Origin of the sequence: Bradyrhizobium valentinum (assembly GCF_001440405.1) — a bacterium.
Taxonomy (GTDB): domain Bacteria; phylum Pseudomonadota; class Alphaproteobacteria; order Rhizobiales; family Xanthobacteraceae; genus Bradyrhizobium; species Bradyrhizobium valentinum.
Genome location: NZ_LLXX01000141.1, coordinates 91,132 through 116,071, shown reverse-complemented (window position 1 = coordinate 116,071; position 24,940 = coordinate 91,132). Strand labels below are relative to the sequence as shown.

Genomic DNA, 24,940 nt, shown 5'->3' with positions numbered 1-24,940 from the left:
GCGGCGAGACCGTGAGCGCAAAGGTCAGATGGCCTATCCCACGTAATGTAGGTCCAGACTCTGTTCCGACCATGAAATTGGAGCGTCGGAGGGCTAAATTCGAGTTTAAGAGATCGCGTGTGTACCTAGAGCGCCGATCGCAACAGGTCTGATCACGCTTAGAGCTGAGGCTAACGCTGCTGGCGTTTGTTCGGCTGGCGCGGTGTGTTCGGCCACATCATTTCTTGGCCAGCATCAGTACCACTCCCATGGCAATGATGCCGAGCGCCGCCGCATAACGCGATCGCAAACAGCGGCCAGCGCCTTAGCGTGAAAGCCACCACCAGCCAGGCGAAACCGCCATGCCGATGATCTCGGCCGACACATAGAGGCTTTCGATCCAGGTTCCGGCATCGTGGCTGATCCCGAGTGCACCGCGGACGTCGCTGAGCGCGACCGAAGTAACCTGGTCGTTAAACTCGGACGTCATCGAAGCGATGGGAACACCACAAAGGCCGAACAACGGCTTAATATCCACCGGGTTGCTAACTCTTCTTAATGGCTGTGGTTGCAAGGATCTTGCAATCCATCCGGACCATCAAAGGCGCCCAAGATCACGGTTGAGCTGCTCAGCCACACAAAGCAAATAGCGTGCGAGAGGGAGAAATCAAACTCCCAGCATTGCGGTGTTTTCGCAGCTCTTGCTCTATCTCGCGGCCAAACCTTGCGATTGGATTTGAAAGCCCTTCCGCGGCGTCGCCGAACACTCAAGCGTGATGAGCATGGTGCTCGTTTCTTCCCACATCAGGAAATGAGATCCCGTAAGTCGCCATGCATGATAAGAGGCTAAACTTTAACGAAGCGATCGGTTCGCCATGACGAAACTTGGAATTAGCGTTGGAATATTGGCCACGGTCTTCTGCCTGTCAGTCCGGGCACAGACCATGAGCGTATTGGTCCTCGATCAAGCTGGAGCTCAGACGGTCCTGCAAGCAGCGAAGGAGGCCGCGCAGCAGCGCAATGGCCCCTCGGCAATCGCAGTGGTTGATCCCAACGGGGATCTGCTTGCTTTCCAGCGGATGGACGGTGTCCGTCCAGCAAGCGCGGACCTCGCCATCGAGAAGGCACGAACGGCTGCGCGGCTACAACGGCCGACGGCAGAGATCGAGGACAACATCAATCGAGGTCGAACGGCATTCGTCACCGCCGGCATCGCCGCACTGCGCGGCGGCGTGCCGATACGCGTAAACGGCGAAGTCGTAGGCGCAGTAGGTATTGCCGGCTTTAGCATGGAGAACGACACCGGCATCGCGAACGCCGCGGCGGCGGCATTAAGCCCCTTACCGAAAACAGCTCAGTAGGTGACGGAGTTAAGCTTGGCCATCTGTCGAACCGAGCTGATCGGACGACAGTGAGGGCCATTTGATGTCGGCGCCCTGGTCAATGACTGCCGATCTCAGGAAACACAAAAGCCCGCCCTGTGTCGGGGCTTTTTTTGTGATAAGGCGACTTCGCAGCCTTTACATCTCGATTTAGTCGCACGATGGGAAAGGTTGAGTAACGTCGGCATCCTCCGGAAGAGCGCTCGCTGCGTTTCCAGAGACGATGTCCTTTTGGCAGATCGAGCGACGGCACCGGAGTGAAGCGCCTCCTCGCGCCTCAATCGCGCCAGGTCGATCGGTTAGAACGGCGCGATTGATGCAGAGTGAACTCGCGTCCGGGGCCGCCTGTTCTTCGGACTTACGCGCGCAGCATTCAGGACGCAGTGTCGGCTTTCGCCGGCAGGGTGAACTGAAACGTGGTACCGTGTGGCACGTTTGCAATGGCCCACAGCCGGCCACCGTGGGCTTCGATGATCGAACGACAGATCGACAGCCCCATACCTATGCCGCTGGCTTTGGTGGTGAAGAAGGCGTTGAAGAGTCGATCGGCATTCTCGGCGGAGATTCCGACGCCGCAATCCGTTACGCTTGTTAGCACTTGTTGTTTCTCGTCCTGGCAGGATCGTATCACCAGTTCGCGCGGCCGATCTGTGACCGCTTGCATGGCTTCAATGCCATTCATCACCAGGTTGATAATCACCTGCTGCATTTGAACCCGATCGGCCTGGATCACGGGCAGAGCGGATGCGAAATCCGTGCGCAACGACACCTGGTGGCTGGCCAGTTCACGCCGCACCAGGGCGATGGTTTCCCTGACGACATCATTGATGTCGAGAGGCGCCTTCTCAACGCCCGTCTTTTTCGCGAGCGCACGCACGCGTCGGATCACCTCACTCGCCCGATTGCCGTCGTCTATTACCCATTCCACTGAGCGGCGCGCTTTGTTCAGGTCAGGAGTTTCGCGGTCGAGCCAGCGCTGGCATGCCTCCGCGTTGGCGATGACGCCGGCGAGCGGCTGATTTACTTCATGGGAGATCGAGGCGGCTAGCTCTCCCAGCATCGTCACGCGCGTAACGTGAGAAAGTTCCGCTTGCGCTTCGCGGTATCGCCGCTCGCTCTCTCGCAGGTTCTGCTCGGCCTCTTTGCGCTCAGTCAAATCGAGGACGAAGGCGACGCCCTGGTCGCGAGGTCCACCGAAGGTCGCCGCGCCGACAAGCACGGGCACGCGGCTGCCGTCGTTTCGTAAGTACTCCTTCTCGAAGGCTTTGCAGCTTCCCGTAGCCCTAAGCTCTGCCACGGACCGTTCGTCAGCGCCATGCCATTCGGTGGGCGTTAGCTCGGTCCAGCGCAGACGACCCGAAACGATATCGTCGCGGCTATGTCCCACTATGTGTAGAAAGGCCTCGTTGGCTTCAATAATGCGACCATCAAAGTCCCAAATTGAGATCCCGATGATGTTGGATTCGACCAGGCGCCGGACTTTCGCCTCACGCTCTTGAAGATCGCTGTAGAGGCGGGTGTTCTCCAGCGAGATCGCCGCTTGCGCCGCCAACAGTTCTAGGATCGCAATTCGCTCTGGGGGAAACGCGTACGAGCTCAGCGTGTTTTCGAGGTAGAGCAGCGCCGTCAAGCGTCCTTGTTTCATCAGCGGTAGGCAGAGGATCGACTTGGCTGGTCGGCCGCGCAGATAATCGTCCTCGGAGAAAAGGTTGGGCTTGGAGGCATCATCGAGAATCACGCTTTCGCGCGTGCGGATTACATAGCGGACGAGAGATTCGGGACAAGTGACGCTGGTGATTAGCCTTTGGCACAGCACGACTTCAATCTGATCGTCGGCGGCCTTTGCCTCTGCCTGAATCAAAGGGTCATCCTCTGCCGGCAGTATCAGAAGTCCGCGATCCGCGCCTGCATTCTCGAGCGCGATCGTCATCAGCCGCTCGATCAGCTTGGATAAAACGATCTCGCTGGACACGGCCTGAGAGGCTTTGACGACGGTCGCTACATCGAGTTGCTGGACCGAGGAGCCAATGTTCGCTGTGGGACCGTGCGCCTCCGGAGCGGCCAAACTCGGATGAAGCCGATCAAGTTGCCTCACCTTGCCATCGGCTCCCCAGCGGAGATAGCCGTAGCGGGCGTCCTGCAAATACAGGCGGGCAATCTTCTCAAAGCCGCGCGCTGCGTAGAAGCGGGAAGCGAGTTCATTGGCGAGCGCCTCGTTGTGAATAAAGCCGTTTGCGCGGGCCGAGCGGATGGCCTGTTCGTAGAGGTGTTCGGCATCAAGCTCCCGGCCTTCGATCCGCGCAATCTCGCCGCCGACCAGCGCGGCGCGGTTCTCGAAATTGTCCGGGCAATTCGCCGCCCAGAGCTGGAGTTGCTTGTGATGAGCAGCGACAGCGTCAAGGTGCTGCTGCCGCTCGCCGGCTGCCGCAGAATCACAGGACACGGCGTGAGTCAGCGCGCTGTAAAATTGATATTCCGCCGTTTCAAACTGCGAGCCCAAGCTCCACAACAGCCGTTGGGCCCTGGGCGAGGCCTCGAGGGCCGACGCGTAGTCGCCGGCAAAGAAACGCGCCTGCAGCTTGCGAATCCAGTAGAAGCACTCGCCAAACGCCAAATCCGGATTTCCGGAAAAGCGGCGCTCGATCCGAGCCTCATCAAACTGCTCATCGTCGAAGCAGCCGAATGTCGGCGTCAAGCCGCGCAACGTCCGGATCAGCCCGAGCTGCGAGGTGATGAAGTCAATGACAAGTCCGAACCGCGTCTTCTGCGCGAATGCGAGGCCATGCTCGGCTTCGCGTTCAGCCTCGGCAAGCGGATCGCCCGCGGCGAGAAGATTCGTATTCAACTGGTTGCCGCAGTAGGCGGCGTAGTTGAGGTCCCCAACCTTGTTTGCCGCCTCAAACGCGCGGCGCACCAGATCGCGGCCAGCCCGGACATGTCTCGTCCAGGGCAGAACGCTACCACCAAAGTCCATGTAGGTCCTGGCCTGGAAACGCGTCAGTCCGCGTCCTTCGACCAGGTCATAGCCGAGCTGACCAAAGCGATATACGGCGGTCCGATAGTCGCCGAAGTGCGGGCCGGCGAGCATGGACAGCCATTCATAGGCGCTGCACGAAGCGTCGCAGTTGCCGCGCTCGAGGCTGAGATTGACCGCTCGGCAGGTGATCAGGGCAAGCAGGTTCGCATCCGTATAGAATGCAGGTGGCACGATCTTGGCCAGAACATCCAGCGTTGCGAGGGAGGCCGGGTCGCTCATCAAAGGCAGCTCAATCAGAGACGCTATCGTGCGGCCCCCGAGCTGCGACCAGATCCGCTCGTATTCGCGTCGGGCTTCCTCTTCCGTCGGATGCGGCGACCAGTCGATACCCAGATGCTGGAGGTAGTCGAGCCCCACGGCAATGGCGCGGCTGCTCTGATCTAGAGCCGTGTACAGATCTGCGCGCAAGCACGCGACCGTAGCTCGTTCCACCGTATTTGCGGCCCGGCTTGACAGCCCCGCCAGGCGCTGCTCCGCCTGCGCCAGCGCGCCAGTGAGGAACTCGCATTCGCCCCGGTGCTGCGCCAGCGCAAAGGTGAGCTCGTGCCGGCGCTCCCACGAGTCCTCCGGCAACAGGGCCTCACCTAAAGTCAGATAAGTGAGCGCCGAGGCGTAGGCGGTAGTGGCCTTGGCGCGCCGGCCCGCGAGCAGATTAAGCTCGGCGAACTGCTCACGCTCGTGGCGTGACGTGATCAAGACGGCGCCACGGTTGAGCTGATTGGCGATTTCGAAGATGTCCTCTTCGCGTTTTTCCGCCGGGGTATGTGCTGCGAGTAGCCTTCCGATGCGGAGGTGCGCCTCGGCGCGCAACGGCTCCGGTATGAGTGAATAGGCGGCCTCCTGGACACGGTCGTGGATGAACTTGTAAGAGCTCTCCAAGTGCTCAACCAGCTCTAGACGAACGGCGTCCCAGAGGTCCGAACGGATGTCTTCCTCCGATTTTCCAAGGACGACCGAAAGCATCGTGATCTTGGCGACGTTTCCGAGGCAAGCAAGCTGCTGCAACGCAGCCTGGGTCGCGACGGGCAGGCGGGTCAATCTCCCGACCATGAGATCGACCACATTGTCGGTGTACCCCTTCGCGTGAAGGCGATCGAGTTCCCAGCACCAGCGTGCGGCGTCATGATCGAAGCGGAGCAGCCCCTCTTCGGCAAGCGTAGAGATGAACTGAATGGCGAAAAAGGGATTGCCATTCGTCTTCTCGTGGACCAGTCGCGCCAGCGAGGCGGCATCGCCCGGCGCGCAGCTCAGCGTATCCGCAATGAGCCGCACCAGGTCTTCTCGGGCCAGTGGCGCAAGACTGATCTCCTGCACAAATGCTCCCGCCTTGCGGATGGCGTCGAGCTTCCGTATCAGGGGATGAGCGGAATCGACCTCGTTGTCCCGGTAGGCGCCGATCACCAGCAACCGCTGCACGTCCGCCTGGGTCAACAAGTCGGCAAGCATGTCGAGCGTCGCCGCGTCGAGCCATTGCAGATCGTCGAGAAAGAGCGCCAGCGGATGTTCGGGCCGCGCAAAGACGCCGAGAAACCGTCGGAACACCAACTGGAGACGGCCTTGTGCCTGCTGCGGCGGAAGATCCGGGACCGGCGGCTGATCTCCGATTAGGAGCTTTAATTCGGGAACAATGTCGATCATGAGCCGCCCGTTCGGGCCAAGCGCCTCGCCGAGCGCGTAGCGCCAGCCGGCCAGCTCGGCGTCGCTCTTGCCCAGAAGTGCGCGGATCAGGCCCTGAAACGCTTGCGCCAGCGTCGCATAAGGAATATCGCGCTTGTACTGATCGAACTTGCCGGAGGCGAAAAGGCCGCGCGCCGGCACCAGTGCCTTGTGCAACTCATGGACGACGGCTGACTTGCCGATGCCGGAATATCCCGAGACCAGCACCAGCTCCGGCCGGCCGCTGGTGACGACGCGGTCGAAGGCGGCGAGCAAGGTCTCGATCTCGCGCTCGCGCCCGTACAGTTTCTCGGGAATCAAAAGCCGATCGGGCGTGTCCTGTTGGCCGAGCGGGAAGGCATCGATCCGATGCTGAGCCTCCCATGCGGCAAGGCAGCGCCCGAGGTCGCGCTCCAGGCCGGCCGCGGTCTGGTAGCGCTCCTCGGCGCTCTTGGCGAGCAGCTTCGACACGATGGCGGAGACAGGTGCTGGCACGTCCTTCAACCGCTCTACTGGCGGGACAGGCTGTCTCGCAATATGGCAGTGGACCCATTCCATCGGATCCGAGGCCATAAAGGGTAGGGCCCCGGTAAGCATTTCGTACAGGGTGACCCCGAGTGAATAGAGGTCGCTCCGGGAATCGATCGAACGGTTCATTCGTCCGGTTTGTTCGGGCGCCATGTAGGCGAGCGTCCCCGCGATGAGTTCGGGAGGTTCAGGTGACTGACGCTCGCGCTGGAGACGCGCAGCGATACCAAAGCCTGTCAGCCAAACTTGGCCGGTCGCGAAATCAACGAGCACATTGGCCGGCTTGATGTCCTTATGGATAAGGCCATGTTCGTGTACATGGCGCAGTGCAGCCGATAAACCTGTGGCGAAGCGCAAGAACCGTCCCATCTCCATGGGTCGGCCGAGAAGCCCGACGAGAGGCCTGCCCCCGGGGTCCTGAAGGAGTAGCACGGTCTGCCCGTGTTCGCGCACAAGTGCCAGCGGCCGCGCCGCTGACCGACCGTTCAGTTCATCCTTCAGTGCGTATTCATGAGCCAGCTGATCAACGAAGGCCGGCGTGGGGTGTTCCGATGCGGAGAGTACGGCCAGCACGGCGGTCCCGTCGCCATCGACGTCACCGTGCCATCCTCGACAGAGGACGCGCCCACTATCCTCCAACAACACCGTGAGGCGACTAACCCCGTCCACTCCGAGTGACAGGGATAAATTCATTTGATGGACTCCGCGTTCACGCCAATGGCGCAAGCTCGGACTTCAAGGATTACTCGCGCCTCTGGCCTGCTTCGCAGATCAGCTTCCGCCATCGACGTCGCCTCCACGCGGGCGTCGCGGCCGCCAAAGTGCGTGGCGGCAGCGCAGCGACAAGCAACATCGAGAGCGATGGGCCTCATGATGGCATTCCTCACGGCGCTCCCAACTTTTAGCGCGCGTCATCGCCAACTTTGCGAAATCGACCGAGTGTAGCCACTTCTCGGCTGGCGCAACTCTATGACATTACAGTCATAAAATCCAGCTGCTAGGCAGGCACGACGCGGCTCACGACTATTCCGGAGCGACCTCGGCGAGCACTTCGGACGTCTCGCGCCAACGTAAGCAGGCTGCGCCGTGTTCAGGACCCACCGCAGCCATTGGCGGTACATCGTCGAGGCAGCGATCCAACCTGATCGGACAGCGGCTGTAGAACGGGCATTCCCGGCGGGGATTTATCGCGCTCGGAATCTCACCGACCACCAGGCTGCGGGGCAACCGACGGGCCGGGTCAGGCGACAAGACGGCTGACATCAGGGCGCGCGTGTACGGGTGGCGTGGGTCTGCCATTATGGCCGCCGTCGGAGCTTGTTCCACGATGTGGCCGAGATACATGACTGCAACCCGGTGGCTCATACGTTCCACCGCCATGATGTCGTGCGAAATGAACAGGTACGCCACCGACATGCTGCTTTGAAGCGAGCGCAGCAGACCCAAGATTTCCTCACGGACCGTGGGGTCGAGGGTCGAGGTCGGTTCGTCAAGAACGACAAGCTTCGGGCTGGTGATGAGCGCCCGAGCAATACCCACTCGTTGCTGTTCACTTGCCGTCAATTCGATCGGAAAACGATCCAGGTATTGCGGCCCGAGACCCACTCGCTTCAATATCTCGGTTATCATGCCGAGCCAGGCGTGGGCCGGTGCATAGCGCTGCAGGGCGAGCGGCTCCTCAACGGTCTGTCGCACCGTCCGGCGCGGGTTCAAGGAGGCGAACGGATCTTGGAACACCATCTGCAAGCGCGACCGCAACGGTTTGAGTTCCCGTTTCGTGAGTTGGGTGATGTCGGAGCCCTCGAAGCGAATACGCCCGCTCGTTGGCTCAACCAGGCGGAGCAGACACCGGCCGACCGTCGTCTTGCCCGATCCGCTTTCCCCGACGAGCCCGAGAGTCTCCCCCCGTCCGATCTCAAAGCTGATCCCATTGATAGCACCGACATAGTTTTGGCCCCTAAGATAGAAGCGCTTGACCAGCCCTTCGACGGCTACCAGGGTATCTGTCATGGGACCATCTTCGAGGATGTGTTGGTTGTCGGAGCAGTGCTGACGGCGCGCAAGTCGGCAGCTGCAATCAGTCTACGAGTAACGGCGTGGCGAGGGGCCAACAGCACATCTCGAACGGACCCCATTTCGACTATCAGACCTTCATCCAGGACCGCAACGCGGTGGCAATAATGGGCGACGATTCCGAGTTCGCGAGTCGCCAGGACCTGGGCGGCGCCACTTTGGTGACAAAGCTCTATCATCAGGTCGAGCACCTGTCGTTGCACGGTCACGTCAAGGCCAGCCGTCGGCTCGTCGGCGATGATTAGCGGCGGCCGATGCACCAGTGCGATAGCAAGGCAGACGCGCTGCGCCATGCCGCCGCTCAACTCGTGCGGATACGCCGCGAGCCAGTGCTCCGCGTCGCCGATCCCGATCGCGCCCAGCATCCTCGCGGCGCGCGCATGTGCTTCACGGCGGGAACACCGATTGTGGGCTCGAATATGCGCCACCATGAGATCGCCAACTCGCACCAGCGGATTGAGCTGGCTCTTGGCGTTGGGGAGCAGAGGCAGGATCTCGCAGCCGCGAATGGCGCGCAGTGTCTTTTCATCGAGTTCGGCCAGATCCTTGCCGCGGAAAAAGACATGGCCCGCACGCCGCTGCAGACCGTGGCCGAGCAGCCTAAGGATGGCGCGAACGAGGATGGACTTACCGGAACCGGGGAGGCCGACTACGCCGAGAATCTCGCCGGGCATGAGATCAAAGCTCACGCCGTCGAGGATGGGAGGGCGACCAGAGGCCTCGATAGCGAGCCCACGGACCGAGAGTACCGCGTCCTGTGCGGAAGGTGCGGCGGCTTCGGCCTGCGCCGCAGGCGCGATGCGGGCGTTCGATAAGAGACGACGCGAGGGTATGGCTCTTTGCCCCGGCTCCATCAGCTTGCCTACAATGTCGCCCATGGCGGCAAATGTGAAGACGATTAGGCCCAACAAGAGCCCCGGAAACATCGCAACCCACCACTGTCCGGTGATCATGAACTTGGCGCCGCTCGCTATCATCGCTCCGAGTTCAGGCGTAGGCGGGCTAACGCCAGCACCTACGAAACTCAGTCCGGCGGTCAATAGCACCGCAAAGCCTATCGTTACCGACACCTGAACTAGGACTGTCGGCCATGCGTTCGGAAGCAGATGCTTAAAACCGACGCCGAGTTCGGAGTTGCCGAGAGCCACCGCAGCCTCGGCATAAAGATGCTCGCGCAGGGAAAGCATTTCAGATCGCACCAGACGGAGGAACACCGGAAAATTCACGAAAGCGACTGCGAAAACCACATTAACCGGTCCGGTGCCGTGAATCGCCACCAGCACCATAGCCAAAATGAAGACCGGGAACGCCTGAATGACGTCGAGAAGACGCAGTGTCCCCTCCGATATCCATCGCATCGCTCGCCGATCTGCTCCCTCGAAATAACCAGCGACAACGCCAAGCGGCGCGCCGATCGCAACCGAGAGGGTGGTGGCAATGACGGCAATGAGTACGTCGGTGCGAGGAGCTGCGATGAGCCGGGACAGGACATCGATGCCGTTTTCGTCTGTCCCGAAAGGATGCGCGCCATTCGGAGACACCAGCCGCTGCAGCGGATCAGCAACCGTCGGAGGATAGGGCGCAACAAACGGGCCGATGGCTGCTATAATCAAAATAAGAACAAAGACGACCAAAACCGCCCGGTCGAAGCGGCTGAGGCGCGACCACAATCCGATGACGCTCCGGTGCGCCGGATGCCTTGCTACGCTTGCAGACGAATGCTGCTGGCGCCTGTCGTCATCAACCTTACGCGCGCTCAAGAGGCCCTCGCCGAGACACGCGGATCAATCATGAACTGGAGGAGGTCGACAATCAGGTTCACCATCACCGTGAAGACCGCTGCGACCAGCACGAAGCCCTGTATCGGTGCATAGTCTGCAGTCGTGATCGACTGCACAGCATACCGGCCGATTCCGTTTAGATTGAAAACTGTTTCGATCAGAACTGCGCCGCCGAGCAGATATCCGGCAACAACGCCTGTGACCACAACTGCCGGCGGCGCCGCATTGCGCATCGCCCATAGCAGGACCGTGCGTCGCGGCAGGCCGAGGCCCTCGGCATAGATCGTGTAGTCGCTGCGAAGCGCCGCTTCCATGCTCGCTCTCACCATTTTAAAGATCGGGCCGCCATAGACGAAAGCAAGCGTGACGGCCGGCAGTGCGAGATGGGACAAAGCCGACTCAAAGGTGTCGAAATTCCCAGCGAGCAGTGCATCTACGACGTAGAAGCCCGTGACCCGCGCGGGCGGAAGATCGAGGATGGCGAGCCTGCCCTCCGGACCAGGCGCCCACCCCAGCACGCTGAAGAAGACGAAGATGAGAACTAGGCCGAGCCAGAAATCCGGCAAAGCTCCAGCAAGCAGGCCATAGCCGAAACTGACGCGCCGCGTCGCGCGCGCCAGCCAACCGCGGGACGGACTCGCCGAGAGAAGCGCGATCGGCACCATAATCACCAGCACGATGAGCATTCCGGCGGTGATGAGCTCAAGCGTCGCTGGCGCGCGGACGAGAAGATCTTGAGCAACCGAGCTCGAATTGACCCAGGACCTGCCGAAGTCACCCTGAAGAAGACGCTGGAGGTAGGCGATGTATTGCTGCGGCAGTGGCTCGTCGAGGCGGAGTTGGTGGCGAAGCAGCTCTACTCCCTCCTCTGGGGCAAGAGGGCCCAATTCTAGGCGGGCAGGATCGCCCGGCAGCATGCGCACGAGAGTGAACGTAACGATCGAGATCAGGAACAGTTGCGGGACCAGAACCAACAAGCGTCGGCCGATGTACTTGAGGGTCCGCATGATTCTAAACCTGCTACTTTGACCCGTCCTGCCTCAGGCGCTTGCCCGGATACGATGCAGCGTCTTACTTGGCAAAGGACATTTCGTTGACTTTATAGTGCTGGGTGGTGAACCACTTCCAGCCCGAGAGGTTGGCGCTCATAGCGTTGACATACGACGGTTCTGCGATCCAACCCAGAGTTGCTGCCTCGTGGATGCGTTCTTCGGCGAGGCGGTGGAAGGGGTTGCGCTGGGCGGGATCGACGATCGAGGCGCCCTCTTCGAGCAAGCGGTCGACCTCCTTGTCGCTGTAATTTTGGTAATTGACAGCATTGCCTGTCAGATAAAGCAGCCTGAGCGAGTAGTTGGGGTCCGGCTGGATCGGGTAGTCGATCCAGAGTGCAAAATCGGCTTTCTTTGACTGAACCAAGTCAGAATGAGCCGATACGGGCTGCTTGCGCAGATCGATGTTTATACCGACCTGAGATAGCGTCGACTTCAAAAGCACGGCTATGTTCTCTTGCACGGGATCGCCGGCGCTGTAGGTCAGTGTGGTCTGGAAGCCGTTGGCATAGCCTGCCTCGGCGAGCAGGCGCTTGGCTTTAGCCACATCATATGTGTAGTTGTTGAATTCCACATAGCCGGGATAGACGCTGGGCATTACGCCTTCCCAGGAGACGGCCAGCCCGCGATAGATATCTTTAACGATCTGGTCGCGCGCGAGCAGATGATTGATGGCTTGCCGAACCTGCACCTTGTCAAACGGCGCCTTATTGTTGTTCATCACCAGATAGATCGACTGGTTGCCATGAACCGCGGCCACGCGCACGTTGGATGCCGTTGCAAGGCTGACCGCCTCGTCGGGCGAAACGCCTTCGATCAAATCAACCTTGCCCTCCTTGAGAAGTGCCAGACGGCTCGCCGACTCCGGAACGACCTGATAGATGATGCGCTTGATCTTCGGTGGACCCTGCCAATAGTTCGGGTTGGCATCCATGACCACGCGATTGCCCGCTTCCCAGCTGCGGATCACATAGGGTCCAAAGGCAACAAGGCTCGTCGAAGCCCATTTGGTAGCCCACGGGTCGTCAGGCGTCGAATGCTTCTTCGCTTCCGTGCTATCGTACCAATACCAGTAGAGGTTGGTGAGAATTTTGCAAATTAGCGGCATCGGCTTGTCGGAGCTGATCCGCACAGTGTGATCATCGACTTTCTGCCACTGTTTTGGGTCGGGCGCGTTCGCAGCATTCTGCATAAACGTTCCAATCGCCTTAAGCTCATGCGCGCGCTTAACCCTCCACAGCACGTCCTTGGCCGTGAATTCATTTCCCACCGCCGATTTCACCCCTTTGCGCAGACGATAAACGGCGGTCTTGCTGTCCGCACTCAAATCGCAGTTCTCAAAAATGCGCGGAACTGTTTCCTGCGCCCGGAAGTCTGGGTAGGTGAACTCAGGAATCTTGGTCGGATCTGCCCCTGGGGTCGGCGCATACGGATAGGTGGTTGGTTTCCATTCTGCGCCCGGTTCGATAACCTGTGCCGCCATCGTCCACGTTTGGGGACCCGATTGGCGGTCAACATCCACGCCTTGTGGTGTTCCCGGTACTGCGATGACGATGGTGTCTTTGGTTTGGGCCAGAGACCCGCCGCTGATCAAGGCCAGCACCCCGCATCCGCCAACGACTGCCCAAATCACCGGATGTTTCCGCATCATTTCTTCCCTGCTGCCTCAAAATAATCTTCTGAGACTTCGGGGGGCCGATCGTAGACAGCCTTGTCCGAAAGTTTATTCCTTATCGACTTCCCCAATCCGTCTTGCCTAAGCCCATCCTTTGAGGTGCGCTGCGTTGAAGTTTACTTTTATCTCAACGGCCTTGTCGAGCGTCGCCGCGCCGAGCCATTGCAGATCATTGGGGTGATCCGGGCCGCGCGAATACATTGATGAAGCGTCCGAAGATCAGCTGGAACCGGTTCTGAGTGTCTTGCGGTGGAAGATCCGGAACCGGCTGCGGGCCAATTATGAGTTTCAATTCGGGGACGTGGTCGACAATGAGCGACCCGTTCGGGTCCAGGCAACGTCGCATTTTCATCTTGATCGAAGATCGCAGTGTTCTTAGTTCGTTCTGGTTAAGTCTGCGCGGCAAGTCTACAATCGATCACCAAACTTGCCGCGATGAAGCAGTTGGTTGAGAATTAAGCCGCGCATGTGACAGTTCGTTTCGGGCCGCCACGCGATCTTCGGTATCGACGCTCGACCTATATCGGATCAGGCGGCCTGTCGAATGGTGCGCTTGCTTCCCTTCTTCGCAACCGCGCGAATTGATCGATGCATCCAAAGTAGCTCGTCAGCTTGCACTGCGGCCCGGCCATCCTGGGAGACCCTTGATTTTTGTTCATCGATGTTCCCAGACCAGCAAATAGAGCGCGCTGCTGATTGATTGTTGCTGGCATCGCAGGTGGTTCTCAAGAAGCTTGTGTCGAGTAATGTGACCGGCATTCAGTCCGGGAACGGCCTGGTTTATCTGCAGCTTTGCGTCGAACTCGGACACACCAGCTACAGTCGTGATGGTTCGGAAGCTCTGGCGAAGATCGTTGCTCCACTTCGACAACGTGGCTCGATCTTGCTTTCCCTCGACTAATTGCCCTGATGCACTGCCGTCTGGGAAATCCGATAGCTTTCCCGATCCGACGCCGACCAAATATCGCGCGAAACGAATCGCCCGTATGAGACGCAGAATCATCTCGCGCGATAATGGAATGTCGAATGCGCGCTTGACGGCGCCCTAAACCCGAAATCAGCCCCAACACCAAGCCGTTAGACGCGCGCCGTGCGTTTTCCGAGCCGCGCGGAGGATACGCTTGTCGCTTGGCAGCCCTTAGCGACCTCGCGAGCGTACTTGGCCAACAGCAGCGTCACCAGCTGATCGACCGATTTCGCTAGGTAGCCGCCGCGCGAGGAGCCAGGCTCCACCACTCGCGAGGCGCGCAGGTGATGATCGCAAACCTAAGTATCCTCGTCTCAAGCAAATGTAAGGCACTGATAAACGCCTGTGCAATGGCCCGGTCCGTCTCTCTGTGATTGGTTGTAGTTCGACGGCGTTATGCCAGTCGAACTGGGATTGTGGAGGCGAAATGCTGAGCAAGGAATATTTGGACACGGCACGGACCATACTCCGGGCGGCCCAAACAATGACGGACCAACACGTCGCGGGTCAGCTTAAGGCGCTTGCTGAGGACTACGAGCGGCGAGCTGAGAAAGCAGCGCACTCTAATCCGGTTAAGGCGTCGGCTCGGTCGGCTGCTCGCGAATGTGAGCCAGGGTGGAGTAACGGGATCGCGAAGCATGCCTGGAGGTGTAGCATGAGGCGACGTTGCTTTGCTGATCGGCTTTACCGCCCTGCTTTTTCCCTCCTATCATTATAGCACTGGCCTCTGCGTTCGTGCTCCAGTCGGTTTGCGCTTGCCCGCACGGTTGTGTCAGGACGTGTTCGGTTGCATCAGGTGCACACATAACCCACAACACCTCTCAAGCAGCGAAGGAAGCACTCACGTGGACGTCATCATCCAAAGGCTTAACGGCTTGTGGCACCTCATCGTTGGGTCGTGTCAGATCCGGACTCCGTTCTTGGAGACACAGGACCGAGCGCTGGTTGTTGCGTACGCCCGCCGGGTCTACCCGGGCGCCAAGATCATCGAACGCGACTGACCGTTGAGAGGGGAATCAGGCTGCATTCACGCAGATCAAGTGTGCTGCGCCGCGAGTTCGGCGCTCGGACTTAATGACAAAAAGATGCCGCAATCTAGTCATTGGCGGCGCTGCTCCTAGTGGCGGTGCACGACGCCACAAAGCCCGCTGCAATCGGCGTCGCGAACGCTACGAAGTCTCGCGAGCGGCACTTAGGGTGGCCGAGTCCGCCGCTCCCTATGTCTAGTTCTCAATAGGTAAGGCCGTTGGGCCGCCAAACTTGGACGGATCGTTGTAGCTAGGTGTGTCGTCGTAGTGAACCGTAGGCGGAGGCGCTGCGTAGGCCCAGCCCGGACCGGCGTAGCCCTGGAACCCTTGGCTAGGACGAACGATGACATGATGTCGCGGGATAGTGTGATGCACAGTCGCGGCGCTTGCAGCAGCACCCAAGATCATCATCAGGCTTAGGGCCAAAAAAGAACGCATCGCATTTGCTCCAATCAACTTGTCGGGTAGCGAACGGTCTCGACCTGCACGTGGTGGGCCGGGACGCTGCCGATCAAATGCGTTCGGGTGGCCGTCTCCCCAATGGGCACCGGCCTCACGTTCGTTTAATCGGCAAGACCATGCGCGCATGTCCAAGGGGCCGCGCCTCCGGTATCCGGTAGTGGAATGGTCCGGCCGTGCTGCGGCCCTGCCAGCACGAATAAGCTTCCAGCCGCTATGTATGAGAAAGCCCGCGAAGTTGCGGAGGCTTTCTATGGGTTAGCCGCCGCGGTTCACAGCTGGCCCAGTTAGTGTCGATCCGCTTGGATCATGCGCGATGGGAAGAAGCGTGTTCCCAGAAACATTCCTGGGTTTAGTTGCAATACGGCCTGCCGTACCGACCGTGCTGAAGGGGCGAGTGACGTGACTTCCCATGCTCATCCCACCTCGCGCGAGGGCGAACGTACTGGGGAGCGTCAACGCAATTGCTAGTGCTACTGTGGTGATTTTCATAGTTGTCTCCTTTGCTGACTAGATAGGAGACAACCGCATCGGCACCACTAAATTCTTCTTTAGTGCGACAGAGGCCGCCAATCTGTTCCCATTTACCAGCAATCGTCTTCCGTTGCGGCCCCGTCGCATTCAGTGAGCGTTAGAATGGCTACCCTTCGCACAACGGTTCGCAGTTACTTTCGCTCGGCTTGCGTCACCATCGACCGTAATTCATTGACTATTGGAGGAGCTTCTTCTGAAGACGCCAGGAGCTTTGAGCACGCGCAAGAGCATGCGGCCGAGAATCCGAGTTCAGCTACGCAGATTGGCGAGGGAATCCGGCTCGCGCGGCGAGGCAGCGCTCGGGTATTCGTTGAACGCATCCATCACACGTGCGGAGTAGACAAGCGCAGCCCCGGCGTTGACGGTCGTGACGACACCTAGAGCTTCCGCAATCTCTTCCGTGGTCGCGCCGCGTTTGATTGCGGCCTCGGTATGCACCGTAATGCAACCGTCGCAGCGCAAGGTGACGGCCACTGCGAGAGCGATGAGCTCGCGGACTTTCGCGCCAAGCAGATCCGTTTTCTGGCCAGCCGCGCTGAGGGCCATATATCCCTTGATGGTGTCGGGGCTGAGCTGACCGATTTCTTTCACGCCGGCCGCCAGTTGTTTGCGGTAATCGTTCCAATTGAGCATCATGTCGGTATCCTTCACATCGAGTAGTTCGCGAAGACCTTCAATGGGATGGAGAGAGGGAGCGGTCGTCAAAAGATGATGCCCTGATATCTAAGCTCCGTCATCATGCCGGTGACCATGTGGTAGAGATTGTGACAGTGCAACGCCCATCGTCCCGGATTGTCGGCGTCGAAAGCAATCCGGACGCGGCCCATCGGCATCACCAGAACGGTGTCGCGCACGGCCCCTTGGATTGGTCGTCCATCAATTGCGATCACCCGGAACACGTGGCCGTGGAGATGGATCGGATGCGCCATCATGGTGCGGTTGACCAGATCGATCTCGACGCGTTGTCCCTTTGTCAGCATAAGCGGCGAGACCTGCGGCCAATACTCGCCGTTCATGGACCAAGCATAAGGCTTCATTCCGCCACCGAGAACGATGGTCTTGACGATATCCGCAGAGCGTTGCGACAGCGGCTCCTCTGCCATAAGGCGGGCCTCCAGCGACTGGTCGACCGGCGGCGCGGCTGGCGCGCCCTCGGCTATCCGCGGAATGTGCCCACCTTGAGTGGCGAGGACGATCCCGGTCTGCCGGCCGTCGCCTTCCAGCCGCGCAAGGATCGGAAACGCGCCGGCCCGCGGTAAATCAATCAGGATGTCGAGGCGTTGGGTCATCGCGAGCGGGAAACGATTGCCTGCCACTGCATGTACTGGGTGGCCGTCGGTCGCGACCACGCGGCCGACGAGTTCGCCAAGATCGACCCAAAACTGGCTCGACGATGCACCGTTGATGACCCGGAGGCGGATGTGACCGCCGCGTTCAACGCGCACGATCTGCGGATCGGCGAGGGTTCGATCATTCGCAAGGAAGGCGTCGTAGTGAACATCATTCAGATCCATGTGCATTTGCGTGCCGCCCAGTCCTGACATGGTCATTCCCGGCATGGCCATACTTGGCGCATGGGCGGCCATTCCCACGATGCGTGGTTTAGGTACACTGGCGTCGCCCTTGTCAGCTGGGGCCTCCTCGGTCTTTTTCGTCATGGCCTGTGCAGCGGCTACACTCGTGCCGGTGAGACCGGCGAGCACCTCCTCCGGCGTTCGGAAGGTGAAGTCGTGCAGCATGAGGAGGACTTCCTGGCGGTCCTCGCGAAGCTCAGCGGTACTATGGACGATAAGGGGCGCGGTCATCAGGCTCTGCTCCTGCATGTCATGATGCGAGTGCATCCAGTACGTGCCGGGAATCGGAGCATAGTCATAAGCTTGAACAGCGCCGTTCACGATCGGCGGGGTCTGCGGCCAGGGGAAACCGTCCTGCGTCCAAGGTGGAAGCTGCCCATGCCAGTGGACAAGGGTCCGTGCGCCGGATTCGTTGGCAAGATCCACGCGGAATCGTTCGCCTGCAGCAAGGCGAATACCGGGACGCCCGTCGGGGCCTGTCAGCCCGAAGACTTTGGCTGGTCGGCCGTTCACTTCCAACACGCGCGTTCCCGCGACAAGACGCTTGGGAGCAGGCGCAGCCCCGCGCGCGGCATCGGGTAAGTTGGGCACTACGCTCGCAGCAAGCGCAGTGTGCAGAAATCGACGGCGAGAGAAGGGCTTGCTCACGACCTCGCTCCTTCGTCGTCAGCACGGGGACGACTGGAGAACAGCAGCACCGCCAGTCCAATGCTCAAGCCCAGGGTCGCGACGACGTCGATCGCGTACGCGACATAACTCTGGCGATCCAAACTGCTATCCGTGATTTCATTGGAGATGGCGCAGGTCACGATAGCCACGACCAGTAATGCGAGCAGCGTAACAGCAACAATCACATCATGGGTGCGTGACGACCCATGGCGTCTCGCGAAGAGCTTGCCGCTGTCCCGATACTTTGTAATTTGGCGATGGCGAACGAAGTTAGGATTACGTTTCATGGCGGTAAGCGACGACTGCGTTGGATGCAGCCGCACCTTCTTTGAGGGACGAACTTCACGACCCTCGGGAACCATACCCGGTGCTCGACCTAACGGGTGTTATCGAAGCTACTTATGCGCCGCGCAGGCGTACATGTTGATTTCCATGCCAACCGGCACTTCGACGATCTTCGGTGTTTTCCAGGCCATTTTTAGAACTCCTTAAATCCGCGGCGCGATTGCCGCCGTCATCACCTCCTCTATGTAGCGACGTGCTGCGGGCCCCCAACTAAATTGGCGTTTAGTGTTGTGAGGCGGAGATGAACGAGGCACCTCGCTAACCTTGAGCCGCTTCCTCAACAGCGCGTCATGCATGCCGGATTTTTCATCGGCTCTGGTGCTGATATCGTCTCGTTAGACATGGTGCACCTCGATGACGGGGTTGAATTGCGGATGTGGCTCAGTCGGCCGAGAGCCGATCGCCTGAAGGAACGGTGGCGGCGCATGGCGGGACCGACGGAGTGCGGATTGTGCGGCATCGAATCAATTGCGGAAGCGGTGCGTCCGACCGCCACTATCGGTCATGGGGGCAATTCTCGCCGGGACAGATCATGGCTGCCATGGAAGGCCTGCCAGCGCGCCAAGTACTTAATATCGAGACGCGCGCCGTTCACGCGGCGGCCTTCTGGACTGTCACGAGCGGTATCGTTGCGTTGGGAGGACGTTGGCTGCCACAATGCGCTCGACAAGCCTTCAGGGGCTCTAGCTAGCCCGTGCCTCCATTGTGGCGAGCGAGGGTATCGTACTTCTCACCAGCAGGGTATCGGTGGAGATGTGCCGAAAGCCGCCTCGATTGGGGCGCCGGCGCCCGCGATGGTGTCGATTTCGGCTCCGACCGTGCTCGGATGGCGGATGCAGCGGGTATCACACTTGCCGCCATCGCGCGCGCGGACGGATTCGAAGTGTTCACTCATCCGTGTAGAATCGCATAGGAGCCATTGCGGTAGTGACGCGATTGTTATCAGCATGGCATTGCTGCAACACTATCTCATCCAGTGACAAGACGATCCGTTGACGAGTAGAGCCGGTCCAATGCGGGAAAGGGGCCATGCATCTCAGCTCTCACTCATTGACCGCCGGCCGCATCGACGGGTGGTTCGAAGCCTTTCAATGCCAACCGTGCAAGGAGCGCAATATGCGAAAACTCATCATAGCTACCCTCGTGCCGGGCTCTCCGCCAGTTATGGCCGCGGCGGCATGCACGGGGGAGGGATGCACGGGAAAGGTATGCCTGGAGGAGAGATGCAGGGCCTGACGGCTCCCGCGAATCCAGCGGTCCCGCCCTCACTGACGCCGGATTCCCGCATCACCGGGACCGCACCGCTACCGCCGCATCATCAGCCAACGTCGGCTGACGTTCCCTCGCTCCCGGACGCCATGCTCAAGCCGACCCCTGAAGAGGCCGCCGTCGATCGAGCGATTGGAAACATCTGCCGGGGCTGTTGAGTGCACGCCTGGCCCACCGCAAAAGGGCGACTCCGACGCCGCAATCCGTCATTTCGGCAGCGTCTTCAGATAGGCGATCACGTCCCGCCGATCTTTCTCGTCCGGGACTGAGTAAATCATCTTCGTGCCCTTGGCGAACTTGCTGGGGCCCCGCAGCCATTCGTCAAGAGTTGTTTCATCCCAGGTGACGTTAAGTCCTTTGACTGCCGAGGAATAGCTATAGCTAGGTTCTGTTCCGCTCTTGCGGCCGAAGACACCGCCCAACGACGGTCCGACCTTGTTTTCACCCGGCTTGGTCGAATGGCAGGGGGCGCAATGGGCGAAGATCTTTTCGCCGGCCGCGGTAACGCCCTCCGCGTGCGCGGCAAGCGGGCCCGAAAGCGTCCCATTGCACGCCAGCATCATCGAGCAGATAGCAACGCAGATCCTAGTGACGATGCGCATCTGCTACCCCTAGGGTTCAGGCGTTTGCGTTGAGTTCTGTATCAACGCGCGGTTAGTCCTCGCAAATTGCATTGATTTCCAGGATGCCATGCTCCCGAACACGCCGTCGCGCCGGATGAGGCCGTGGTAAAGCGCGGCCCCGAAATGCGCGAGGAATGTCGCGAACAACAGGTAGGCGAGGACGGAATGGAGGTCGCGGAGCCAGGCATAGAGGGTCAAATCATGCGGCAAAATCGGCGGTAGCTGCACTGGGCCGTAGAGCACGATCGGATAGCGCGCTGCCGACAGCATGCCCCAGCCGACCAACGGCATGACGAGTATGAGTGCGTAGAGCGCGATATGCGATGCCTTGGCGGCGAAACGCTGCAGGGATGGAACCGTGTCGGGCAAATCTGGCGGCGGATTGATGAAGCGGTTGACGATCCGCGCGACGCACAAGCCCAGGATCGCAATTCCGAGCGGCCGGTGGATCGAGACCAGAAGGTCGTAATGTCGGGAGACTGAAGCGGCCATGCCGACGCCGATGAACAGCATCGCGATGATCATGGGCGCCATCAGCCAATGCAGAAGCCGGGACGCGGCCGGGAAGCGTGGCTGGGCGGTCATGACTTGCCTCCAACTTGCACTTGCTCCGGCGTGACTGCGCTGGGTGGCTTTTCATGCTTCTCTTCGGCCCGCAGCGTGAACGAGCGCGCATAGGCCGCCGAGCGGGCGCTTAGCAACGGGTCGTCGGACGGCTCGATGCCGGCTGGCAAGACCAAAGGATCGTAGTTGATGGCGGTGCAGCGCCCGCTGTCTTCGCTCGAGGCTTGATCGATGGTCACCGTGCCGGCGCCGATCTGCTGGCGGCCCTCTGGCCAGGGCTGCGTCGCATCGTCGGTCGAGTCGCCAGCTTGTCCGATTGTCACGATCAGCCGCCACTGCCGTGGATGCTGCGCGATTTGGGCGATCAGGTCATCAAAGAGATAGTTCTCGTCTCCTGCCTCCGGTTGCTCCGCCGCGTCGGCCGCGACTGGTTGCACCGGCACTACGGACCAACGAACCGGCAGAGAGGCACCGGCTGCGTCGACGAAGCGAAAGGCGTTGAGGCCGTTGAAGCTGGAGTCTGCGAAACCGGAAGTGATCTGGCGTTTCTTGATCAGGGCGAGTGCCCGCGCGGTTTCCGGATGAGCAGCCAGGAACGCTTTTATTTTAGCTGGATCAGGCTTTCCGGTCGCCGGATCGGGGCTGAAGGCGAGCAACTGCTCGTAAAAGCCGCGCGCCGAGTTCACCGGAAAAACCGGAATGTTGTTCATGCCCGTGCGCCATTCCTCGCCGCCAGGCGGCAGGAAGCGCAGTGCGATGCTGCGCACCGTGTTGGGCGCATCCGGCTGAAAGGGCGTGCCCCCGGCGAGCGCGAAGCGGCCAACCACCGGGACGTGGCCGGTCTTGAAGACAGCGGCTTTCGATATTGCTGCTGCCTGCCCGCTGCTTTCGAACCAGCCGGTGACGCAAACTCCCTTGGCGTGGTTGCGGCGGAAGCCGACGTGGGTGCCGTTGGCATCGCGGAAGGCTGCCATCATCCGGTCTTGCGTCAGCCGCTCTGGCGAGAGCCAGCCACCGGTGTAAGCGAATGCCCCGGTCACGCTCAGCATTACCGCGCCAATCGCGCCCAATCGGACCAGCAGTCCGGGATTGGTCGCTGTAGCCGCTTTGAACCAGAGTGGTTTCATATCGTGTGTATCCGACGTTCGGCGAGCGTCGCCCGCATGGCGCTTTTTCTGCGTTATGCGGGTCGTTTACTCGATCACTGGCTGGGGACCACTACCTGGGAGGCTTCGGCGTGGAGCCTGATACCCGCCAAACCGTGTTTCCGACGTCGTCAGCAATCAACAATGCGCCATTCTTGTCGACTGCCAAGCCAACCGGACGTCCCCGCGCGTGATTGTTCGCATCGAGGAAGCCTGTGACGACATCCTGCGCCGGGCCACTTGGCTTTCCGCCACTGAACGGCACAAAAACCACTTTGTAACCGTTAAGCGGCGTTCGATTCCAGCTTCCGTGCTCGCCGACGAACGCACCGCCGCGATAGTTTGCGGGAAGCCCGGTGCCTGTGTACATCGCCAATCCCAGCGGCGCGACGTGAGAGCTCAACGAATAGTCCGGCGCAATTGCTGTCGCGACCAGATCGGGCCGCTGCGGCATGATGCGCGGGTCCAGATGTTGGCCGTAATAGCTGTAGGGCCAGCCATAAAAGCCGCCGTCCTTTACCGAGGTCAGATAATCTGGAACCAGGTCGGGGCCGATCTCATCGCGTTCGTTGGCGATGGCCCAGAGCTTGCCGGTCTCAGGCTCCCATTGCAGGCCGGTAGGATTGCGTACGCCGCTGGCGAAGATGCGATGCGCGCCCGACGCAACGTCGACCTCCCAGATCGCGGCCCGCTCATATTCGGCGCCGATTCCGTTTTCACCAACGTTGCTGTTGGATCCGACCCCGACATAGAGCTTGGAGCCATCCGGACTGGCCAACAGCGACTTGGTCCAGTGGTGATCGATTGGTCCGCCGGGAAGATCCGTGAGCTTGGTGCCTGCCGCGGTGATGCTGGTCTGCCCATCCTGATATGGATAGCGGACGATGGCATCGGTGTTCGCAATATAGAGATCGTGACCAACCAGGGCGACGCCGAATGGCGAGTTGAGATGATCCAGAAATACGGTTCGCACTTCGGGAATGCCGTCACCATTGGTGTCGCGCAGCAGCGTGATGCGGTTTGCGTCCTTTGCCTTGGCGCCGGCAAATGACTGCACCCAGCCGGTAATGATGTCCTTGGGCCTGTAAATCGGAGCTTCCGGGCCATTGCTCTCGACCACCAGCACGTCTCCATTGGGCAGGACATAGAGGGAGCGCGGGTGCTGGAAGCCGGTCGCCAGTGCATGAACCTGCAGCCCCTCCGGCACGGTGGGAGTTTCCTTGCCCCATCCTACGACCTTTGCGACGCGCATCGGCGGCATCAAGTACTGCTGCAACTCGGGCAGCACGGGATTGGCGCCGATCTGCATTTTCGGATCGCCGGCATGATCGTCACAGCCGGCGAGTCCGAGGCCGGCGACAAGGAGAGCGGCGAGACGCGGCAGCCTCGTCGAACCTACATTCTTGAGGGTGTGCATCATGATTATACTCCAAACCGATGGCGACTTTTCAGGGCCCTGGCAATAAGTGCCGTCAACACGAGAACGACGACGACAAGCGCGGAAAGCATCAGACCGGTCGGTACCACCGCGGTATAACCGTCGCGGCTGTGAACGAAAGCGTTTGTCAGTGCGAGCAAGACCGCGATCGCGTAGCCAATCGCGCGGGGCCAAGCCGGCCTGTCGATTCGTCTGCCGCCTACAAGGTCGATCACGTACGCAATAGTGGCCAGGCCCGCCATGATCAGACCGGCCGCAATGAGCCAGATGGAGAATCTCTCCCACATCACATCAGGCATCTGCCAGTAAGCAAGATCGGTGGCCAGAGCGGCGGCGAAATAAGCGAAGGAGAACGACACCAACATCCGATGGATCGGTCGTCCGCGCGGCCTGCTGGCCGACTTCAAATTGGCATCCTCTATGAAACTCGCTTCCGCGATCGTAGCGTGCTGCTCCATGTTTCAAATTCTCCCGACTGAGGTTGCGCGCATCTCTGCTTCCAGGCCGCTTGATCCCTGTGTCCTGATCGCCGGCGTGAAGATTTGGTCCGACAATCCAATATTGACATCGTTCGCGCGCGGGTCCTCTAAATTCGGTTTTAGTTTTCGAGATGGGTTCGAACGTGCGCGCTCGGGAGTTCTGCCGCTACATCTGCATGAGGTGATCTATCGGCGTCATGTTGCGGTTGAGGTTCGCCATGAGGATATTCATCGCCGAACCAGAAAATGGGACCGCTGACAATCCGTTGCCGTAATCACGCGGATCTCATTGAGGCAGACCGCTGGCACAACCCGTACGAAGTCGCGCGGTCTCTTCGCCTTACTCGAATCGCGGAACCACCGGGATGGTGATATGCGGTGGCGGCAGCGGAGCTATCTTGGATGCGTTGCCGATCCCGCTGGGATCGACCATCACATTATTCAGACCACCGACATTTGCCGGGCCCGGCGGAATACCACTGATCGGTACATTGCCGGACCCGGCGGCGCCTGCGGTCCGCGCGACCTGCGCAAAGGAAGTGGCGGGGGTGGCCAGGGACAGTAACAATACGAAAGCGATTTTTGGCGCGGTATTGGACATGACGAATCTCCATTGTTTGATGAGAGCGTCTTCGTAGCTGCAGCTGATCTAGGTCTGTCCAGCCGACGCACCATTAAATTGAATT

18 protein-coding genes are annotated in these 24,940 nt (G+C 60.1%); 2 read left to right on the top strand and 16 right to left on the bottom strand.

Annotated features, from left to right (window positions below; translation table 11 throughout):
* Positions 1–304: 304 nt before the first annotated feature.
* Positions 305–469: a hypothetical protein gene (locus CP49_RS24550; protein WP_156438621.1), complete on the bottom strand. Its 165-nt coding sequence runs from the start codon at positions 467–469 to the stop codon at positions 305–307.
* A gap of 454 nt (positions 470–923) precedes the next feature.
* On the opposite strand from CP49_RS24550, the gene CP49_RS24545 reads away from it, so the two are divergent.
* On the top strand, positions 924–1,340 hold the full coding sequence (locus CP49_RS24545) for a GlcG/HbpS family heme-binding protein (protein ID WP_057852757.1): 417 nt from the start codon (positions 924–926) through the stop codon (positions 1,338–1,340).
* Positions 1,341–1,734: 394 nt separating this feature from the next.
* Here the strand turns inward: CP49_RS24545 and CP49_RS24540 are convergent, their stop codons facing one another.
* The 9 genes from CP49_RS24540 to pqqA form a co-directional block, all read right to left on the bottom strand.
* A complete protein-coding gene (locus tag CP49_RS24540; RefSeq protein WP_057852741.1) occupies positions 1,735–7,275 on the bottom strand; it encodes a trifunctional serine/threonine-protein kinase/ATP-binding protein/sensor histidine kinase in 5,541 nt (1,846 codons plus the stop codon).
* A 330-nt stretch (positions 7,276–7,605) separates the two neighbouring features.
* Positions 7,606–8,592 carry an ABC transporter ATP-binding protein gene (locus CP49_RS24530; protein WP_057852739.1) on the bottom strand — a complete coding sequence of 329 codons (987 nt, stop codon included), beginning with the start codon at positions 8,590–8,592 and terminating at the stop codon, positions 7,606–7,608.
* On the bottom strand, positions 8,589–10,415 hold the full coding sequence (locus CP49_RS24525; protein WP_082646209.1) for an ABC transporter permease subunit: 1,827 nt from the start codon (positions 10,413–10,415) through the stop codon (positions 8,589–8,591). The genes CP49_RS24530 and CP49_RS24525 overlap by 4 nt, the downstream gene beginning before the upstream one ends.
* Positions 10,412–11,443, bottom strand: a complete 1,032-nt coding sequence (locus CP49_RS24520; protein ID WP_057852737.1) for an ABC transporter permease — start codon at positions 11,441–11,443, stop codon at positions 10,412–10,414. Before CP49_RS24520 ends, CP49_RS24525 begins: the two co-directional genes overlap by 4 nt.
* A 64-nt stretch (positions 11,444–11,507) precedes the next feature.
* Positions 11,508–13,133, bottom strand: a complete 1,626-nt coding sequence (locus CP49_RS24515) for an ABC transporter substrate-binding protein (RefSeq protein ID WP_197423212.1) — start codon at positions 13,131–13,133, stop codon at positions 11,508–11,510.
* Between the two features lie 3,264 nt (positions 13,134–16,397).
* Positions 16,398–16,781 (bottom strand): carboxymuconolactone decarboxylase family protein, encoded by a 384-nt coding sequence (locus CP49_RS24505; RefSeq protein WP_057852756.1) that lies wholly within the window; start codon positions 16,779–16,781, stop codon positions 16,398–16,400.
* 68 nt (positions 16,782–16,849) lie between these two features.
* Entirely contained in the window at positions 16,850–18,370 is a 1,521-nt protein-coding gene (locus CP49_RS24500; RefSeq protein WP_057852734.1) for a multicopper oxidase family protein, read from the bottom strand.
* Positions 18,367–18,753: a hypothetical protein gene (locus CP49_RS45060; protein ID WP_156438620.1), complete on the bottom strand. Its 387-nt coding sequence runs from the start codon at positions 18,751–18,753 to the stop codon at positions 18,367–18,369. The genes CP49_RS24500 and CP49_RS45060 overlap by 4 nt, the downstream gene beginning before the upstream one ends.
* A 33-nt stretch (positions 18,754–18,786) precedes the next feature.
* Positions 18,787–18,867: a pyrroloquinoline quinone precursor peptide PqqA gene (pqqA, locus tag CP49_RS24490; protein WP_057852732.1), complete on the bottom strand. Its 81-nt coding sequence runs from the start codon at positions 18,865–18,867 to the stop codon at positions 18,787–18,789.
* 159 nt (positions 18,868–19,026) lie between these two features.
* Here pqqA and CP49_RS43250 point away from each other — a divergent pair, with 159 nt between their 5' ends.
* Positions 19,027–19,716: a formate dehydrogenase accessory sulfurtransferase FdhD gene (locus CP49_RS43250; protein WP_082646206.1), complete on the top strand. Its 690-nt coding sequence runs from the start codon at positions 19,027–19,029 to the stop codon at positions 19,714–19,716.
* Between the two features lie 495 nt (positions 19,717–20,211).
* Here CP49_RS43250 and CP49_RS24485 read toward each other — a convergent pair whose 3' ends face one another.
* From CP49_RS24485 to CP49_RS24460, 6 genes are all read right to left on the bottom strand, one after another.
* Positions 20,212–20,607 (bottom strand): c-type cytochrome, encoded by a 396-nt coding sequence (locus CP49_RS24485; RefSeq protein WP_082646205.1) that lies wholly within the window; start codon positions 20,605–20,607, stop codon positions 20,212–20,214.
* Between the two features lie 9 nt (positions 20,608–20,616).
* Positions 20,617–21,213, bottom strand: a complete 597-nt coding sequence (locus CP49_RS24480; RefSeq protein WP_063791758.1) for a cytochrome b — start codon at positions 21,211–21,213, stop codon at positions 20,617–20,619.
* On the bottom strand, positions 21,210–22,241 hold the full coding sequence (locus CP49_RS24475; protein ID WP_245310839.1) for a catalase family peroxidase: 1,032 nt from the start codon (positions 22,239–22,241) through the stop codon (positions 21,210–21,212). The genes CP49_RS24480 and CP49_RS24475 overlap by 4 nt, the downstream gene beginning before the upstream one ends.
* Positions 22,242–22,410: 169 nt before the next feature.
* Positions 22,411–23,754, bottom strand: a complete 1,344-nt coding sequence (locus tag CP49_RS24470) for a PQQ-dependent sugar dehydrogenase (protein ID WP_057852754.1) — start codon at positions 23,752–23,754, stop codon at positions 22,411–22,413.
* Positions 23,755–23,759: 5 nt separating this feature from the next.
* Positions 23,760–24,233 carry a DUF2231 domain-containing protein gene (locus tag CP49_RS24465; protein WP_063791757.1) on the bottom strand — a complete coding sequence of 158 codons (474 nt, stop codon included), beginning with the start codon at positions 24,231–24,233 and terminating at the stop codon, positions 23,760–23,762.
* Positions 24,234–24,594: 361 nt separating this feature from the next.
* The gene (locus tag CP49_RS24460) at positions 24,595–24,855 is read right to left on the bottom strand and encodes a hypothetical protein (protein WP_057852730.1); all 261 of its coding nucleotides are present in this window, start codon (positions 24,853–24,855) and stop codon (positions 24,595–24,597) included.
* Positions 24,856–24,940 lie beyond the last annotated feature (85 nt).